Here is a 14283-nt window from a genome sequence, read left to right on the forward strand (position 1 = left end):
CGTTTCCTTAGGCGTTCGCCGGCGCGATGCGGGGCACGGCGGCGAGGAGCGATTTCGTGTAGGGGTGTTGCGGCGAACGGAAGATCGACTCGGTCTCGCCCCGCTCGACGACGCGTCCATCCTTCATGACGAGAACCTCGTCGCTGATGTGATGCACGACGCCGAGATCGTGCGAGATGAACACATAGGTGAGGCCGAGCTCTTCCTGCAGGGCCGCCAGGAGATCGAGCACCTGGGCCTGAACCGACACGTCGAGCGCCGACACCGGTTCGTCGCACACGATGACCTCGGGGCCCGCGGCGAGGGCGCGAGCGATGGCCACGCGCTGTCGCTGACCGCCGGACAGCTCGATGGGGCGACGCGAGAGCGCCGCCGCCGGCAGCCGCACGAGGCCGAGGAGCGCCTCTGCGCGGTCGACGCGCTCGGATCCGCGGGCCACCCCGGCGGCGGCGAGCGCCTCATCGAGCACCCGCCCGACGGTGTATCGCGGATCGAAGGAGGCGAGCGGATCCTGATAGACCACCTGCAGGGAGCGTCGTGCGCGTGCCCTGGCCGCCGGTCCGAGCTCCGCCCACGGCGTGCCCTTCCACCGCACCTCGCCGGAGTCGGCGGTTTCGACGCCCAGCAGGATCCGTGCCGTCGTCGTCTTCCCGGAGCCCGACTCCCCGACGATGCCGAGCGTCGTCCCCGGTTGCACGGTGAGGTCGACGCCGTCGACCGCGGTGCGGTGGGCACGATCGGGGCCGAGGAAGCTCTTCGTGATCGCCCGCGCCTCGAGAACGGGACCGGCGCCGACCTCGCGCGCGGGCGCAGCGATGCGGCGAAGCTGCGCCGGGTCTATCGCCGGGCCGCGCGACAGCGTGGATCCTCGCGGGTGCATCGACGGAACCGCCGTGAGCAGATCCTGCGTGTACGGGTGCAGGGCCGCCGTCAGAACCTGGTGCGCCGGTCCCTCCTCGACAATGACGCCGTTGTGCATCACGGCGATGCGATCCGCGAGGGCGGCGACGACCGCGAGATCGTGGCTGACGAGCAGCAGGCCCCTGCCGTCCGCTTTCACCTCGCCGAGAAGCCGGATGATCTGCGCTGCGACGGTTGCATCGAGGGCCGTGGTCGGCTCGTCGGCGATGATCAGACGAGGGGAGGCGGCGATCGCCGACGCGATCAGGGCGCGCTGGCGCTGCCCGCCGGAGAGCTCGTGCGGGCGTTGCCGGGCACGGATGGCGGGCTCGGGGACCCCCGCGGCGTCGAGCAGCCGCAGGACCTCCGCGTCGCGTTCGCGCCGTGTGAGGCGGGCGTGGATCCGAAGGGGCTCCGCCACCTCGGCGCCGACCGTGCGGAGCGCGTCGAGCGACGCCAGCGCGTCCTGCAGGACGAACCCGATCTCTGCCCCGCGGATCCGCCGCCAGGCGCGCTCGGGAAGGCCCCGTAGCTCGCGGCCGGCGAACTCGATGCGCTCGGCATCGACGTGCGCGTCGTGTCCCGTGAGCCCGACGAGCGTGCGCGCCGTGACCGATTTTCCCGAGCCGGATTCGCCGACGAGTGCGACGCATTCTCCCGGCGCGATCTGGAGGGAGAGATCCTTCACGACGGTCGTGCGTCGGGATCCGGCCCCGAACGATACCGAGAGATTGCGGATATCGACGAGAAGCTCCTCGCTCATGCGCGGCCCTCCGTTCTGCGTGTGATGTCGCGACCGATGGTCGTGATCGCGAGGACCGTGAGGACGAGCAGTCCCGCCGGGATGAGGATGAGCCATGGGGCGTTCGAGATGAAGTTCCGGCCGACCGAGAGCATCGCTCCCCATTCCGGCGAGGGCGGCGGGGTGCCGAGGCCGAGGAAGGCCAGCGAGGCGCCCGCGCCGATCGCTCCGCCGACTCCGATCGTCGCGAGCACAAGGATCGGCTTGATCGCGTTCGGAAGCACATGGCGCACGATCACGGCGGTGCGCCCCTGACCGAGAACGCGCGCCGCTTCGACGTAGAGGGATGACTTGACGCGGTGGGTCTGCGCCCGCACGATCCGGGCGTAGTAGGCGACTCCGCCCACGCCGATGGCGATGACGGCGTTGAGCGTGCCGCCGCCGATGATGCCGATGATGACGAGCGCGAGCAGGAGTTCGGGGACGGCCAGAACGACGTCGAGCACGCGCATGATGCCCGACTCGACGTAGCGGTGCGACAGCCCGGCGGCGATGCCGACGAGCGTGCCCAGCGTCACGGCGATCGCGGTCGCGGCGAGGCCAATGAGGATCGACGTGCGCGCGCCATGCACGACGCGGGTGTAGATGTCACCCCCGGATTCGTCGGTGCCGAACCAGTGCTCCGCGCCCGGGGGGATGAACGTCGCCGTCGGATCCACGGCGAGCGGATCGCCAGGTGCGAGGGCCTGGGGTGCAAGGATCGCCACACCGAGGAGCGCGATGAACGCCCAGGCCACCGCCACCGCGGGCCGCGTGCGGCGCAGCCATCCGGGGATCGCGACGGCGGTCCGGGCGCGGGCGGCGCCGGGGATCGCAACGTCGGTGAGCGTGCGCGAAAGGGTCATGACGTCACCACTCTCGGATCGATCGCCGTGTAGACGAGGTCGACGATGAGGTTCACCACGACGAACACCGCCGCGGAGAGGAGGACCACGCCGAGGATGACCGGGAGATCCTTGTTGTAGACGGATTGGAGCATCAGGCCCCCGACGCCGGAACGGGAGAAGAGCGTCTCGGCGATCACGGAGCCGCCCAGGAGGCCCCCGACGATGAAGCCCGACATGGTCACCGCGGGGATCGCCGCGTGGCGGAGCGCGTGCTTCACGCGCACGGCCAGGTCGCCGAGCCCGCGGGCGCGAGCGGTGAGCACGAAGGGCTGTTCGAGAACCTCCTCGAGCTCGCCACGGAGCACCTGAGAGAGTGGCCCGAACAGCACGAGCGCGAGCGTGACCGCCGGCAGGATGAGTGCGGCGAAGCCGTTCGTGCCTCCGGACGGGAGGATACGGAGCGTGAAGGCGAAGACGAACAGCAGGCCGAATCCGATGACGAAGCTCGGAGCGGCGGCGAGGAAGACCTCGACGCTGGACACGATCCGGCGCACCCACGGGGCGCGCTGGGCGCTGAGCACGGCGACGACCACCGTCAGCACGATCGCCAGCACGGCCGCCGCGGCCGCGAGGGTCGCGGTGGAGCCGAGCTGCTGGCCGATCGCCTCCGTGACGGGGATGCGAAGGCGATAGGACTGGCCGAGGTCGCCGCGGGCGACGCTGCTCAGGTAATGCAGGTACTGGACGAGGAACGGCTCGTCGAGCAGGTACTCCGCGCGCACGGCCTCGAGGGCCTCCTCGGTCGGGCGGGCATCGGGCCCGCCGAGGATGAGCAGCGCCGTGTCTCCCGGGATGATGGTGATCGCGAGGAAGGTGAGCGTCGCGGCGCCCCACATCACGAGCACGCCGAGCAGGAGTCTCGGAACGATTCTTCTGACGATCCTCATCTCACCCCTCGAGCCATGCGTAGGTGAACACGGGCACGGGGTGGGAGGTGTCGATGTCGACGCCCTTCACCCGGTTCGCGTAGGCGAACTGGCTGTGGTTCTCGTACAGCGGCAGGCCGGGCACGAGTTCGACCACGCGCTTCTGGGCGGCGGCGTACGCGGCTTCGGCCTCCGGACCGTCGGGAGCCTCGCGCGTCGCCTCGAGGAGCCGGTCGAGGGTCTCGTCCTCGAGATATGAGGCGTTCTGGCCGATGCGCTCGCCCGTGATCTCGTCGGAGTGGTAGCGGATGTAAAGGATGTCGGGCGTATTCGTGTGCCAGACACCGCTCAGCGCGTCGTAGTCGCCGGCGTAGCGGCGCTCCGTGACCTGCGCGGCGGGCAATTGGTCGATCACGAGGTCGATTCCGACCTTCTTCACCTCGCCCTGCAATTGCACGAGCAGGGGGCTCGGCGTCGCGGACTCGGTCGTCGGGACGACGACCGCCAGGCGTTCGCCGTCCTTCGTGCGGAACCCGTCGGAGTCCCGGCCCGTCCACCCGGCCTCGTCGAGCAGCGCGTTCGCCTCGTCGACGTCGTAGGAGAAAGCCCCCTCCGTGGTCGGGTCGTAGTACACGGTGTCGGAGGAGAGGAAGGTGTCCTTGACGTCGAAGGTGCCGAAGCCCTGCGCCTGTGCGATGGCCTCGCGATTGACGGCGGCGACGAAGGCCCTGCGCACCAGGATGTCGTCGAACGGCGCGTGCGAGGTGTTGAAATGGAGAACGTTCGGGCTGCCGGAGCGCACGAGGTTTTCATAGGTGAAGTCGGCGTTCGCCTGGATCGCCTCCGCGTTCTGGGGAGGGAGGTTCTCGGTCGCGTCGTACTGTCCGCTCACGAGCGACTCGTACCGGATCACGGCCTCCGGCACGACCGTGACGTTCACGCCGTCCAGGTGCGCCTCCCCGTCGCCGTTGATCCACTCGGGCGCCCAGTCGTAGCCGTCGCGCTTGACGTAGGTGATGCTCTGGCCCGGCACGTACTCCTCGACGACGAAGGGGCCGGATCCGACCGGCTGCTGGCACAGCGTCTCCGGCGACTCCGTGATCGCCTTGCCCGATTCCATCGTCACCCACGACTGGGCGAGGCCGTAGAGGAACGGCGTGAAGGGGTGCGCCAGATGCGCCTCGAAGGTGTACTCGTCGATAACCGTTCCGTCGACGTACGGCGCGATGTACGCGGCCGCGAGCGGGGACTTCGTGGCCGGATCCCGCATGTGTTCCAAGTTCTGGCCGAGGACCTCCGCGTTCCACGGCGAGCCGTCGCTGAAGGTGACGCCCTCCTTGAGATGGAAGGTGTAGGTCTTGCCGTCGTCGGAGATGTCCCAGGAATCGGCGAGATCCGGGGCGAGGTTGCCGTCGCGGTCGAGCGTGACGAGATTGTCGTAGATCAACCGGCCGAGCAGCGCCTGCTGCGTCGCCGAGATCGCGTGCGAGTCGAGGCACCCGGGCTCGGCCGACACCGACAGCTCGAGCACCCCACCGTCGACCGGTTGACCGCCCGGCGAGGTCGAGCTCGGCGTGTCGGAGGCGCACGCCGCCAGCAGCGTTCCCGCCGCCGCGAGTGCGGAGGCGGCCACAATGATTCGGCGCCACGGAGCATGGGGAGAGGGCATCGGTGGGATCCTTCGAGACGGGGTGGATGGCCGCACGAGAGGCGGCTATCGATGTGTCTATCGGGATGCACCGAGCGGCGACAACGTCTGTTGCGCCGTGTGTGCTCGTATTCCGTTCTGTGTCGTATTGCGTCGTCACACTGTGTCGTGATGAGTCGCCGTGCGTGACGAATGCCCGCACCCCCTGCTAGGGAGTGCGGGCATTCGATTGGGACGGAGACGCCTACGAGACGCCGCGGATCTGCGGTGTGTGGAAGTCGCCCCCGGCGGCCTCCGCCGACGCGCCCACGCGGTCGAGGTAGGGCGTGGCACCGCCGTCGATCATGGGCCACCCGGCTCCCAGGATCAGGGCGAGGTCGATGTCCTCGACCTCGGGCACCACGCCCTCATCCAGCATGAGCCGGATCTCGCGAGCCAGTTCGTGCTGCACGCGTCGGAGGATCTCGTCGGCGCGAGCGGGGGACCTCCCGACGTCGATGGCCTTCTTCGCCTCCTTCGACCATCCGGTGATTCGCCCCTTCTTGTCGCGCTCGAGCGGCGCGTCGAGCTCGGCGAGAGCGTGCAGGTTCGGCGAGGAGTAGAACCGGTCGGGGAAGTGCGTCGCCATCGTGTCCTGCACGTGCGCGGCGACCTTCCATCCGACGAGATCGATCAGCTCGAACGGCCCCATCGGCAGCCCGAGGGGGCCGAAGGCGTGCTCGACATCGGTCAGCGCGGCGCCCTCGTCCACGGCGCGCGCGGCCTCGCCCATGACCTTCGCAAGCAGGCGGTTCACGATGAATCCCGGTGCGTCGGCGGATCCGATCGCGTTCTTCTTCAGCGCCTTGGCGACGACGAACGCCGTCGAGACGGCCGCATCGCTGGCCTGCGGCGTGCGCACGACCTCCACGAGCGGCATCACGGCCACGGGGTTGAAGAAGTGGAAGCCGATGAGGCGCTCGGGGTGCGCGAGCACGGATCCGATCTCCTCGACCGAGAGCGACGAGGTGTTGGTCGCGAGGATCGCGTCCTCCGCGACGAACTGCTCGATCTCGCGGAACACCTGTTGCTTCACCGCGGTCTCCTCGAACACGGCCTCGATGACGAAGTCGCAGTCGGAGAACTCGGCCTTCTCGGTCGTTCCGGTGACGAGCGCCCGGAGACGATTCGCGGCATCGCCGTCGAGCCGACCCTTCTGCTCGAGCTTCGCGATCTCGTCGCGGATGGAGGAGAGACCCTTGTCCACCCGCTCCGCCGAGACATCGGTGATGACGACGGGCACCTGAAGGCGCCGCGCGAAGAGCAGGGCGAACTGGCTCGCCATGAGGCCGGCGCCGATGACGCCCACCTTGGTCACCGGGCGCGCGAGATCCTTGTCGGGCGCCGCCACGGGGCGCTTCGCCCGCTTCTGCACGAGATCGAACGCGTACATCGAGGCCGCGAACTCGTCGCTCGCGACGAGGTCGGCGAGCGCTTCGTCCTCGCGCTCGAAGCCCTCCTCGATGGATCCCTTCGCCGCCTGCTCGATGAGATCGAGCGCGCGATAGGGGGAGAGCGGCACGGTTCCGATCTTCTGCTCGAGCATTCCGCGCGCGATCCTGATCGCCGCCGGCCACTTGATCGAGCGCTCGATCTTGCCCGGCACGTGGGGTCGGTCGACCGCGGTCTCTCCCGATAGCACGCGGTCGGCCCAGGCGAGGGAATCTTCGAGGAAGTTCGCCGGTCCGAAGATCTCGTCGAAGATGCCGAGCTCGTGCGCCTGCTGAGGCTTCATCATCCGGTTCTGCTTCAGAGGGTTCGAGACGATCACCTCGAGCGCGTTCTCGATGCCGATAAGGTTCGGCAGCAGCGTCGCGCCGCCCCAGCCGGGGATGATGCCGATGAACACCTCGGGCAGCCCGAGGGCCGCCGCGGACGAATCGACGGTCCGGTAGGTGGAGTTCAGCGCGATCTCAAGCCCGCCGCCGAGGGCGAGGCCGTTCACGAAGGCGAAGCTCGGCACGCCGAGCGAGCCCAGCTTCCCGAGCACGTGGTGCCCGCGCTGCGCGATCTTGAGCGCCAGCTCGCGCGTCGACAGCGACGTGATCTGCGACAGGTCCGCGCCCGCGGCGAAAACGTAGGGCTTTCCGGTGATGGCGACGGCATCGATCTCGCCGTTCGATGCGCGCAGGCGCAGGCCGTCGAGAGTGTCGGCGAGTTCGCGCAGCGTCAGCGGGCCCAGCGTGTTCGGGCGACGGTGATCCCGGCCGTTGTGCATCGTGATGAGCGCGAGCGTGCGTCCCGAGGCGAGCGTCACGTCGCGCACGAGCGCGTGCGTGACGACCTCGTCGACCGACGCGCTTTCGAGCTCGGAGAAGTCCAGGCTGTCGTAATCGGTCATCTTCGTCACTTCCTCTTGCCCGTGTAGAACGGGTTCTCCCAGATCACGGATCCGCCCTGTCCGAGGCCGACGCACATCGCGGTGAGGCCGTAGCGTACGTCGGGACGCATCTCGAACTGGGCGGCGAGCTGAATCATGAGGCGCACGCCGCTCGCGGCGAGCGGGTGGCCTACGGCGATGGCCCCGCCCCAGGGGTTTACGCGCGGGTCGGCATCGTCGATGCCGAAGTGGTCGAGGAAGCTCAGGACCTGCACCGCGAAGGCCTCGTTCAGTTCGAAGAGACCGATGTCGTCGATCGAGAGGCCGGCCTTCTCGAGCGCCTTCTCCGTCGAGGGCACCGGGCCGAGACCCATCACCTCGGGCTGCACACCCGCGAAGCCGAAGGACACGAGCTTCATCTTGGGCGTGAGCCCGTGCTTCTTGATCGCGCGCTTGCTGGCGAGCAGGCTCACGGTCGCGCCGTCGGTGAGCGGGGAGGACGTACCCGCGGTCACGCGGCCGTGAGGGCGGAAGGGCGTCTTCAGGGCCGCGAGCGCCTCCATCGTCGTCTCCGGGCGTCGGCCCTCGTCCTCGGTCGCGAGCGAGAAGGCGCCGTCGGCATCCGTCACGGCGACCGGGACCAGGTCGGGCTGAATATGTCCGAGATCGTATGCCGCCTGGGCCTTCTGCTGACTGAGCATGCCGAAGCGGTCGGCGCGCTCCTTCGTGAGCTGCGGGAACCGGTCATGCAACCGCTCGGCCGTGACTCCCATGTTGAGCGCCTGCGGATCCACGAGGCGCTCCGCGACGAAGCGCGGGTTCGGATCCGCGTTCGACCCGATCGGGTGGCGACCCATGTGCTCCACGCCGCCCGCGATCGCCAGGTCGTACATGCCGAAGCCGATGGACGCGCCCATGGTCGTCACGGCGGTCATCGCACCGGCGCACATGCGCTCGATCGCGAGGCCCGGGACATGCTGCGGAAGCCCCGCGAGCATCGCCACCGTGCGGCCCAGGGTGAGGCCCTGATCGCCCGTCTGGCTCGTGGCCGCGATCGCAACGTCGTCGATCAGGTCCTTCGGAACGTTCGGGTTGCGGTCGAGAAGTCCGATGAGCGCCTTCACGGCGAGGTCATCGGCGCGCGTGTGTGCGTAGATTCCGTTTGCGCTCGCGCGCCCGAACGGGGTGCGCACGCCGTCGACGAAATAGACATCCGTCTGGTGGGCCACTTTGCCTCCTGAGATTGGTGGACACCGCCAGCCTATGGCGTCCTCAGGCGGCCGGGGCGAGCCGGTTGGTTCGAAGCTACTAAGCGCTTTCGAGCCCTTCGCCCGCCGATTGCGTCGCCTGCACAAACGCCCGCTCGATGAGTGGCGCCGTCTGTGCGACCTGCCAGCTGCGAGCGCCGAGCGCCGTCAACGCACGGCCAACCGCGTCGGCCGTCGCCGGTTCCGGGGGCGACCAGCACACGCGGCGGAGGTGCTCCGGGGTGAGGAGGTTCTCCGTCGGCATCGAGAGGAATTCCGCGTGGGCCTCGATCGCGGGCCTGGCCGCCTTCAGCCGCGCATCGGCTTCGGGACGACGGCCCGCCCAGGCGCGCACGGGCGGGAGCGCGTCGCTGGGCACGCGCTCGAGGGGAATGTCCGTATCCGCGCGGCCGTCGACGAACGCCTGCCACCACCGGTTGAGCTCCGAGCGGCTGGCGCGCCCCGTGAACTCACGAAGGGCGCCGAGTTCGGCCTTCGTCTTCGGGTTGGCGGCGACGGCGGCGACGAGGGCTCGGTCGGGCACGAGTCGCCCCGGGGCGGTGTCGGTCGAACGGGCGAGCTCGTCGCGCGATGTCCAGAAGGCGCGCGCGATCGCCATGCCCCGCCGGCCGCGGATCTTGTGCAGGCCGTTCAGCTTGCGCCACGGCTCGGCTGGTGCGGGCTTGGGCGCGCGGTGCAGTTCGTCGGCGAATTCCTCCGTCGCCCACTCGGCCTTGCCGGTCTGTTCGAGTTCCTCGCTGATCACGTCCCGCACGTCGAGCAGGTGCTCGACGTCGAGCGCGGCATACTCCAGCCACGCCTGCGGGAGCGGCCGCGTCGACCAATCCGCGGCCGAGTGCTCCTTTTTCAGCACGATGCCGAGCGTGCGCTCGACGACCGCGCCGAGGCCGACGCCCGGCCATCCCAGGAGACGCGCCGAGAGCTCGGTGTCGAAAATGCGCTGCGGCACGAGATCGATTTCGCGAAGAGACGGCAGATCCTGCGTCGCGGCATGGAAGACCCACTCGGCATCGCCGATCGCGTCCATGAGAGGCGAGAAGTCCTCGATGGCCGGGGCATCGAAGAGGAAGACGCCGGCGCCGCGCCGAAAGACCTGGATGAGGTACGCGCGTGAGGAGTACCGGAAACCGGATGCTCGCTCGACGTCGACCGCGACGGGGCCGTCTGCCGCGGCGAGGGCGCGACAGGCGACGAGGAAGTCTTCTGCGGTGTCGATGACGCGGTACGTGATGGCGATGCTCCTCGGCTCGGACGGAGAGTGTGCGTCGACCATTGTTTCAGGTCGAGCGGGGAGGACGCAGACCGGGCCTCAGGATCGCGATGTTCTCCGATCCGGGCGGGAGCCCGGCGAGCATGCACACGAGCTCGGCCCACGCCTCGATGTGCCGCACCGACGGCGGATCCGGCGTCCAGGAGGCGCGCAACTCGACCTGCGAGCCGTCGCCCTGCTCGGCAAGCGATCCGAATCCGCGGGAGACGGTTTTGGTGGCCGTTCCCGCCGCCGAATGGTACGCCGCGTGATGGGAGGCGAGTGCGTCGGTCAGCCAGGACCAGGCGACGTCCGCGAGGAGCGGATCCGTGCCGATGTCGAGCTCGAGCGGCGCCTGCGCGAAGGCGACGATGCGCCACGGCCCGCCCCACGACTCCGGCTCATCGGGGTCGTGCAGGAGGAGGAATCGTCCCGTGCCGTATGGGGAGTCTCCGTGGGAGTCCGGGCGGACGTCGCCCGCGAAGGCGATGCTGTGGGGTGCGACTCCGCTCGGCGAAGGGATCTCCCGCACGGCCAGATCGGGCCGGAAGCTCGCGCGGCGGAGCGCGGCGGCCGCGGCCTCGAAGGCGGGAGAGACGTCACTCACGCGGTCAGACTAGGCTGATCTTGTGCTCAGGAGATCCAGGCGCGCCGTGGCCCATCGCCCACGCGTACTCAGTGCTCTTGCCGCCACAGCGGCGCTTGGTGCCGGGGTGATCGTCGGCGGCACGGCCGTCGCTTTCGCGATCGCCCGCAAGGTCGTCACCCCGGTCACCCGGCGGCTCGCCGACACCGAGGTGCTGGGGGTCGACACGAAGGCCCAGACGATCACGCTGCGGCGCACGCCCGACACGGTGCTTCCCGGTCGCTACGGGCTCTTCGTGAACGGATCGCACGACTACCTCAAGATCGGGGCGCTGCTCTCCGAAACCGATCAGACCGCCACCCGGAAGCTGCTCACGGAGGTTGGGGAGGGGGAGAGGATCGGACGCGCCGCGACGTTCAGCGGATGGTACTTCGTGCATCCGGGCGAACTGCACATCCCGTATCGCGAGGTGTCGGTCGTCTCGCCCGTGGGGGAGTGCCCCGCGTGGCTTTTCCCCGCACCGGCCGGCGGCGACCCCGCCACCTGGGTCATCAGCGTCCATGGCCGCGGTACGACGAGATCCGAGACGCTGCGTGCGGCGCCCGTGTTCCGCTCCGCCGGCGTCACGAGCCTGGCCGTGTCGTATCGGAACGACGGCGAGGCGCCGCGCAGCGACTCCGGCCGCTACGGGCTGGGTGCGACCGAGTGGCGAGACGTGGACGCGGCGATCGAGTACGCCCTCGCCAACGGCGCGGAGCGCGTGGTGCTCATGGGCTGGTCGATGGGCGGCGCGATCGTCCTGCAGACATCGCTCCGCACGGCGTACGCCGACCGCATCGACAGCATCATCCTCGATTCGCCCGTCGTCGACTGGCGAACGGTGTTGGGCTACCAGGCGCGCGAGCTGCGGGTCCCCGGGCCGGTCGCGCACATCGCGCTGCGGCAGCTCACGATGCCGTCGTGGTCGCGCGTGGTGCGCGCCGGCAACGCGATCTCGTTGAACGACCTCGACATCGTCACGCGCGCGACAGAGCTGACCCACCCGATCCTCCTTCTGCACAGCGATGACGACGGATTCGTACCGTCCGCCGCCTCGCGCGGCCTGGCCGACGCGCGTCCCGATCTCGTCACGCTCGCGTCGTACACCGAGGCGCGCCACACCAAGCTCTGGAACTACGACGAGAAGCGGTGGAGCGAGCTGCTCCGCTCCTGGCTGCGCGAGCGGAAGCTCGGTGTCGAGCGCGTATCCTAAAAGGTGATGACTTCCGCCCAGGCCACGACCGTTCAGCTCACCTCGCGCGACCCGCGCCTCACGGGCGAAGAGATGCTCGCGAGTCTCGTTCCGCCGCCGCAGTTCGACGATGCGACATTCGAGACCTATCGCGCCGACGACGCGTACCCCTCGCAGCAGGAGTCGAAGGCGTTGCTGCAGCGTTTCGCGACGGGCGGATCGCAGCCCGTCGCCCGCGGCGGACTGTTCTCCTTCGGACGCAAGAAGAAGCCGGCCGAGCCGGAGATGAAGCCGGGCGTGTATCTCGACGGCGGCTTCGGAGTCGGCAAGACCCACCTCCTCGCGTCGATCTATCACGCGATGCCCGCGCGACGGAAGTACTTCGGTTCCTTCATCGAATACACGGCGCTCGTCGGTGCGCTCGGCTACAAGAACACGGTCGACCTGCTGACGGGATCCGCGCTGCTGTGCATCGACGAATTCGAGCTCGACGACCCGGGCGACACGATGGTGATGACGCGCCTGCTCGGTGAGCTCGTCAAGACGGGGACGAGGTTGGCCGCCACGAGCAACACTCCGCCCAACGCCCTCGGCGAGGGGCGCTTCGCCGCGCAGGACTTCCTGCGTGAGATCCAGTCGATGTCCGACAGTTTCCAGACGATCCGCATCGACGGCGTCGACTACCGTCAGCGCTCCCTCGACGAGGGCGCCGCGGTGGTCCCGGCGGAGGAGTACTCCGCAACGCTCGGCGCGAGCGGCTCGGAAGTCTCCGACGATCGCTTCGACGACCTCCTCGCGCACCTCGCGCACGTGCACCCCTCGCGTTACATCCGCCTCATCGAAGGCGTCGAGGCGATCGGTCTGCGCGAGGTCCGGCAGATCACCGACCAGTCGGAGGCACTGCGTTTCGTGGCGTTCATCGACCGCGTCTACGACGCCGAACTGCCCATTCGCGCGACGGGCCTTCCGCTCGACAAGGTGTTCTCGGACGACATGCTCGCCGGCGGGTACCGGAAGAAGTACCTGCGCGCCGTCTCGCGACTGGTCGCATCTACGCACGCCTGACACGCGCCCGTAACACGGGCGGTCATGTGTAACACGACGGAAACCATCAGCACACGCTGCGGGAAACGCGCGCTCGGGAATATGAGGTCATTCCTCTTTTTCCGACTCGTAAGGACTTCCCATGGACAGCGGACAACTCGCGTGGTTGATGATCGCAACCGCGCTCGTTTTGCTCATGACGCCGGGCGTCGCCTTCTTCTACGGCGGTCTCGTCAAGGCCAAGAGCGTCGTCAGCATGATGATGCTGAGCTTCGGTGCGCTCGGCCTCGTCGCCGTGCTCTGGGTGCTCTTCGGCTTCAGCATGAGCTCGGTCGAGTCGAGCTGGAGCTTCGCGGGTAACCCGTTCGCGGACTTCGCGCTCAGCACGACGACCGCGAACGACCCGACGGGCGAGGCCACGATCGGGGTCGCCTTCGGCGCCACCTTCGCGATCATCACGGTCGCGCTCATCTCGGGTGCCATCGCCGACCGCGCGAAGTTCGGCGCCTGGATGGTGTTCGTGGCCCTCTGGGCGACGATCGTGTACTTCCCCGTCGCGGCATGGGTGTGGGGCGGCGGCTGGATCTACAACCTCGGATCCATGATGTTCCCCGACTCGGGCGTCGAGGTCATCGACTGGGCGGGCGGCACCGCCGTGCACATCAACGCGGGCGCCGCGGCCCTCGCCCTCGCAATCGTTCTGGGCAAGCGCGTCGGTTTCGCGAAGACCATCAACAAGCCGCACAACGTCCCCCTGGTGATGCTCGGCGGCGCGCTGCTGTGGTTCGGCTGGTTCGGATTCAACGCCGGCCTCACTTTCGCCCCGCTCGGTGAAGAGGGCAACCTGCAGACCGGCCTCATCATCGTCAACACGATGGTGTGCCCCGCGGCCGCGATCCTCGGCTGGATCATCGCCGAGAAGCTGAAGAACGGCAAGGCGACCTCCGTCGGCGCCGTCTCGGGCGCCGTCGCCGGCCTCGTGGCGATCACCCCCGCCTGTGCCCACCTCGAGCCGCTCTGGGCCATCCTCCTCGGTCTCATCGTCGGCGTCGCCTGCGCCCTCGCGGTCGAGCTCAAGTGGAAGCTCGGTTACGACGACTCGCTCGACGTTGTCGGCGTCCACCTCGTCGGCGGCTTCATCGGCACCGTCTACCTGGGCTTCTTCGCGATCGACACGGGCCTGTTCATGGGCGGCGGCGTGCAGCAGCTCGTCGTTCAGGTCATCGGAGCCGTGGCGACCTTCGTCTACTCGTTCGTCGTCGCCCTCATCCTGGGCTTCGCGATCCAGAAGACCATCGGCTTCCGCGTCAAGAACGAAGACGAGATCGCCGGAATCGACGTCTCGGTGCACGGCGAGGAGGGCTACTCCTTCGAGCCCAACGGCCAGCTCACGCGCTGAGAACCTCCGTCGCATCATCACCCGAATCGGGATCCGTGTGCACC

At 68.8% G+C, this 14283-nt stretch carries 11 protein-coding genes; 3 read left to right on the forward strand and 8 right to left on the reverse strand.

Annotated features, from left to right (window positions below):
- Positions 1-7 precede the first annotated feature (7 nt).
- The 8 genes from IEX05_RS02255 to IEX05_RS02290 all read right to left on the reverse strand — a co-directional run bounded on the left by IEX05_RS02255 (position 8) and on the right by IEX05_RS02290 (position 10586).
- Positions 8-1663 carry a dipeptide ABC transporter ATP-binding protein gene (locus tag IEX05_RS02255; RefSeq protein ID WP_188699756.1) on the reverse strand — a complete coding sequence of 552 codons (1656 nt, stop codon included), beginning with the start codon at positions 1661-1663 and terminating at the stop codon, positions 8-10.
- Positions 1660-2547, reverse strand: a complete 888-nt coding sequence (locus IEX05_RS02260; protein WP_188699757.1) for an ABC transporter permease — start codon at positions 2545-2547, stop codon at positions 1660-1662. Before IEX05_RS02260 ends, IEX05_RS02255 begins: the two co-directional genes overlap by 4 nt.
- Positions 2544-3476 carry an ABC transporter permease gene (locus IEX05_RS02265; protein ID WP_188699758.1) on the reverse strand — a complete coding sequence of 311 codons (933 nt, stop codon included), beginning with the start codon at positions 3474-3476 and terminating at the stop codon, positions 2544-2546. The genes IEX05_RS02260 and IEX05_RS02265 overlap by 4 nt, the downstream gene beginning before the upstream one ends.
- 1 nt (position 3477) lies before the next feature.
- Positions 3478-5124: an ABC transporter substrate-binding protein gene (locus tag IEX05_RS02270; protein ID WP_188699759.1), complete on the reverse strand. Its 1647-nt coding sequence runs from the start codon at positions 5122-5124 to the stop codon at positions 3478-3480.
- A gap of 223 nt (positions 5125-5347) precedes the next feature.
- Positions 5348-7483 (reverse strand): 3-hydroxyacyl-CoA dehydrogenase NAD-binding domain-containing protein, encoded by a 2136-nt coding sequence (locus IEX05_RS02275; RefSeq protein WP_188699760.1) that lies wholly within the window; start codon positions 7481-7483, stop codon positions 5348-5350.
- 5 nt (positions 7484-7488) lie between these two features.
- A complete protein-coding gene (locus IEX05_RS02280; protein ID WP_188699761.1) occupies positions 7489-8691 on the reverse strand; it encodes a thiolase family protein in 1203 nt (400 codons plus the stop codon).
- 79 nt (positions 8692-8770) lie between these two features.
- A complete protein-coding gene (locus IEX05_RS02285) occupies positions 8771-10003 on the reverse strand; it encodes an HRDC domain-containing protein (protein ID WP_188699762.1) in 1233 nt (410 codons plus the stop codon).
- Between the two features lie 4 nt (positions 10004-10007).
- Entirely contained in the window at positions 10008-10586 is a 579-nt protein-coding gene (locus IEX05_RS02290; protein WP_188699763.1) for a DUF3000 domain-containing protein, read from the reverse strand.
- Positions 10587-10632: 46 nt separating this feature from the next.
- Between IEX05_RS02290 and IEX05_RS02295 the strand changes: the two genes are divergently transcribed.
- From IEX05_RS02295 to IEX05_RS02305, 3 genes are all read left to right on the forward strand, one after another.
- Positions 10633-11817, forward strand: a complete 1185-nt coding sequence (locus IEX05_RS02295) for an alpha/beta hydrolase family protein (RefSeq protein WP_229661073.1) — start codon at positions 10633-10635, stop codon at positions 11815-11817.
- 6 nt (positions 11818-11823) lie between these two features.
- A complete protein-coding gene (zapE, locus tag IEX05_RS02300) occupies positions 11824-12861 on the forward strand; it encodes a cell division protein ZapE (RefSeq protein WP_188699765.1) in 1038 nt (345 codons plus the stop codon).
- Between the two features lie 121 nt (positions 12862-12982).
- Positions 12983-14239, forward strand: coding sequence for an ammonium transporter (locus tag IEX05_RS02305; RefSeq protein WP_188699766.1), 1257 nt, complete (start codon positions 12983-12985; stop codon positions 14237-14239).
- The last annotated feature ends 44 nt before the right edge of the window (positions 14240-14283 follow it).

It is taken from the genome of Microbacterium nanhaiense, from assembly GCF_014646015.1.
GTDB classification, from domain to species: Bacteria; Actinomycetota; Actinomycetes; order Actinomycetales; family Microbacteriaceae; genus Microbacterium; species Microbacterium nanhaiense.